This window comes from Stenotrophomonas sp. 2YAF22, from assembly GCF_052114665.1.
Taxonomy (GTDB): Bacteria; Pseudomonadota; Gammaproteobacteria; order Xanthomonadales; family Xanthomonadaceae; genus Stenotrophomonas; species Stenotrophomonas indicatrix.
This window is the reverse complement of sequence record NZ_JBFRFE010000523.1, coordinates 1-3132: the sequence shown is the minus strand read 5'-3', so window position 1 is coordinate 3132 and position 3132 is coordinate 1. Positions and strand designations below refer to the sequence as shown.

At 65.0% G+C, this 3132-nt stretch carries 6 protein-coding genes; all 6 read left to right on the top strand.

Features of this window, described 5'->3' with window-relative positions:
• Positions 1–302 (top strand): ribosome maturation factor RimM (rimM, locus tag AB4Y84_RS17540; RefSeq protein ID WP_442250548.1); only part of this gene is annotated, 302 nt, incomplete at its 5' end.
• Between the two features lie 8 nt (positions 303–310).
• Positions 311–1069, top strand: coding sequence for a tRNA (guanosine(37)-N1)-methyltransferase TrmD (gene trmD / locus AB4Y84_RS17535; protein ID WP_312107544.1), 759 nt, complete (start codon positions 311–313; stop codon positions 1067–1069).
• A gap of 152 nt (positions 1070–1221) precedes the next feature.
• Positions 1222–1623, top strand: a complete 402-nt coding sequence (gene rplS / locus AB4Y84_RS17530) for a 50S ribosomal protein L19 (RefSeq protein ID WP_223494549.1) — start codon at positions 1222–1224, stop codon at positions 1621–1623.
• Positions 1624–1704: 81 nt separating this feature from the next.
• Positions 1705–2079: a DUF6404 family protein gene (locus tag AB4Y84_RS17525; RefSeq protein WP_442243801.1), complete on the top strand. Its 375-nt coding sequence runs from the start codon at positions 1705–1707 to the stop codon at positions 2077–2079.
• A 76-nt stretch (positions 2080–2155) separates the two neighbouring features.
• Positions 2156–2590, top strand: a complete 435-nt coding sequence (locus AB4Y84_RS17520; protein ID WP_312107548.1) for a DUF1801 domain-containing protein — start codon at positions 2156–2158, stop codon at positions 2588–2590.
• A 33-nt stretch (positions 2591–2623) separates the two neighbouring features.
• Positions 2624–3031, top strand: coding sequence for a DUF1801 domain-containing protein (locus AB4Y84_RS17515; protein WP_442243800.1), 408 nt, complete (start codon positions 2624–2626; stop codon positions 3029–3031).
• Positions 3032–3132 lie beyond the last annotated feature (101 nt).

Genomic DNA, 3132 nt, shown 5'->3' with positions numbered 1-3132 from the left:
GCATCGAGGATCGCGACACGGTCGAGGCGATGCATGGCACCGAGGTCTTCGTGGCCCGCAGTGCGCTGCCGCCGCCGAATGCCGACGAGTATTACTGGGTCGATCTGGAAGGCCTGGATGTGAAGACCGTCGAAGGCGTTGCCCTCGGCCAGGTCTCGCACCTGTTCAGTACCGGCGCCAACGATGTGGTGGTCGTACGCGGTGATCGCGAGCGGATGATTCCGTTCGTCGTGCCGGAGTTCGTCAAATCCGTCGACTTCGAGGCCAATCTGGTCGTGGTCGACTGGGACCCCGAGTTCTGAGTGTGAGCATGCGTTTCGACGTCATCACCCTGTTCCCCGATTTCCTCGCCCAGTCCGCTGGGCTGGGCGTGGTCGGCCGTGCGCAGGAAAAGGGATTGTTCAGCCTGCATGGCTGGAATCCCCGTGACTACGCCGAGGGCAACTACCGCCGGGTAGACGATCGTCCGTTCGGCGGTGGCCCGGGCATGGTGATGCTGATCGAACCGCTGCAGGCCTGCCTGCAGGCGATCCGTGAGGCCGATCCGACGCCTGCGCGGGTGATCCATCTCAGCCCGCAGGGCGCGCCGTTGACCCAGGCCAAGGTGCGGGAACTGGCGGCATTGCCGCGCATGGTCCTGCTCTGCGGCCGCTATGAAGGCATCGACGAGCGTTTCCTGGCCGCCAATGTCGATGAGGAGATTTCCCTCGGCGACTATGTGCTGTCCGGCGGCGAGCTGGGGGCGGCGGTGATCATCGACGCGGTGGCCCGGCTGCAGGAAGGCGCCTTGAATGACGCCGAATCCGCGGCGCAGGACAGTTTCGAGGGCGACCTCGGCCTGCTCGACTGCCCGCATTACAGCCAGCCGGCCCAGCATCCGCTGGGTGACGTGCCGGACGTGCTGCGCTCGGGCAACCATGCCGCCATCGCCGCCTGGCGTCGGCAGCAGTCGTTGATCCGTACCGCACAGCGGCGCCCGGACCTGCTGGATGAACAGGCGCTGGGCAAGGCCGACCGAAAGCTGCTGGCCCTGGCCCGCCAGGTCCCGGCGGAAAAGGGCAAGGCCTAGCGCCAGCCCTGCTTTATCGGCTATCATGGCCAATTACCGCCGGCCTCGGCCGGTGCGCAGTACCCAAAACAAACGTGCAGCACAGTCCGGTGACTGCATGAGCCCACGCTGTCGAATGACACGCCCACCCGAACAATGAATCGGTGTAACCCATGAGCAAGCTGAACAAGTCCATCGTCGCGGAATTCGAATCCGCCCAGATCACCCGTGAACTGCCGCAGTTCAGCCAGGGCGACACCGTTGTCGTCAACGTGAAGGTGAAGGAAGGTACCCGCGAGCGCGTGCAGGCCTATGAAGGCGTTGTCATCGCGACCAAGAACGGCGGCCTGAACTCCTCGTTCACCGTGCGCAAGATCTCGCACGGTTACGGTGTCGAGCGCGTGTTCCAGACCCACAGCGCCATCATCGACTCGGTCGAAGTGAAGCGTCGTGGTAAGGTCCGCGCCGGCAAGCTGTACTACCTGCGTGGCCTGGAAGGCAAGGCTGCCCGCATCAAGGAAGATCTGGCTGCTGCTGCTGCCGCCAAGGCTGCCCGCCTGGCAACCAAGGGCTGATAAACAACTTCGGTTGTTGCCGCGACGGCCGCCTTCGGGCGGCCGTTTGCGTTTGTGGTGCCGCCTCGTTAGTTTCAATGGATGGATGAGAGCGACCATCGATACCCGGCGGACATCCAGGTGGCGTTGCGCTTCCTGGACCATTCCGGGGTGCCACGGAGGGAAGCGGCACCCGTGCTGCACCGCATGCTGTGGCGGCTGGGTGTCGCGCTGCCGCCGCCGATACTGGCCGGTTTCCTGACCAATGCGCTGCTGCAGGGCCTGCTGTTTGGCGTCTTCTGGACGGTACTGATGTGGCTGTTGCTGTGGCAGGGCAGGGCCCCGGCGCTGGAACTGCTGTTGCTTGCCGGGGTGGTGGCAGGCGTGATGTTCGGCCTGGTGATGGCCACCCTGATGTGGTTCCTGCGCGGCGCCCGCAAGCTGCCCACCTGGCGGCAGTTCCGCAGCAGCCTCTGAGGCCATGGCGCAGTGCGCCGTGACCGCTGCCGGGCGGCGGCGTACGCTCGGGCCTTCGCCCCTCATGGCCCCTGCGATGCCCGCCAAGCGATCCGCCAGCAGTGCCGCGCCGAAGCTGCTGTCCGGCGGTAACCCGCAGATCGCCAAGGGCGAGGGCGATGCGCCTGTGCAGGCGTATATCGCCGCCATGCCGGACTGGAAGCGGGCTGTCGGTGCACGTCTTGATGCACTGATCAAACAGGCCGTGCCCGGCGTGCACAAAGCAGTGAAATGGAACTCGCCGATGTACGGCATCGCCGCCGGTGAGGGCTGGTTCCTCAGCTTCCATTGCTTCACCCGCTACATCAAGGTCGCGTTCTTCCGCGGTGCGCTGTTGCAGCCTGTTCCGCCCGAACCATCCAAGAGTGCCGACACGCGCTACCTGCACATTCTTGAGGATGGGGTACTGGACGAGGCGAGGTTCCTCGACTGGGTGCGGCAGGCCAGCGAGCTGCCCGGCGAACGCATGTGATCTCCCAGGTTCTTTCCCGTACGAGACCAAGCGATGGCCACGCAGAAGTCCGATCCCGCAGATGCTGCTCTCTCCGCTGCCACCCTGATTGACGCCCGCATTGCCGAGCTTGCTGATTGGCGTGGTGACATCCTTGCCCGCGTCCGCGCGCTGATCCACGAGGCGCTGCCGGACGTGGAGGAAACCTGGAAGTGGCGCGGCACACCGGTGTGGGAACACAACGGCATCCTGTGCACCGGCGAAACCTACAAGCAGGCGGTGAAGCTGACCTTCGCCCACGGCGCAGCGTTGCCGGACCCGAAGCGCCTGTTCAACGCCAGCCTGGAAGGCGGTACGCGCCGCGCGATCGACATCCACGAAGGCGAAATGCCCAACGCTACGGCGCTGAAAGCACTACTGCGCGCCGCTGCCAGGCACAACGCGAAAAAGAAAAAGCGGTAGTGCCGGCCGCTGGCCAGCAACTGCGCGATGTTTGCGACGTCCGCGCGATCGACATCCACGAAGGCGAAATGCCCAACGCTACGGCGCTGAAAGCACTACTG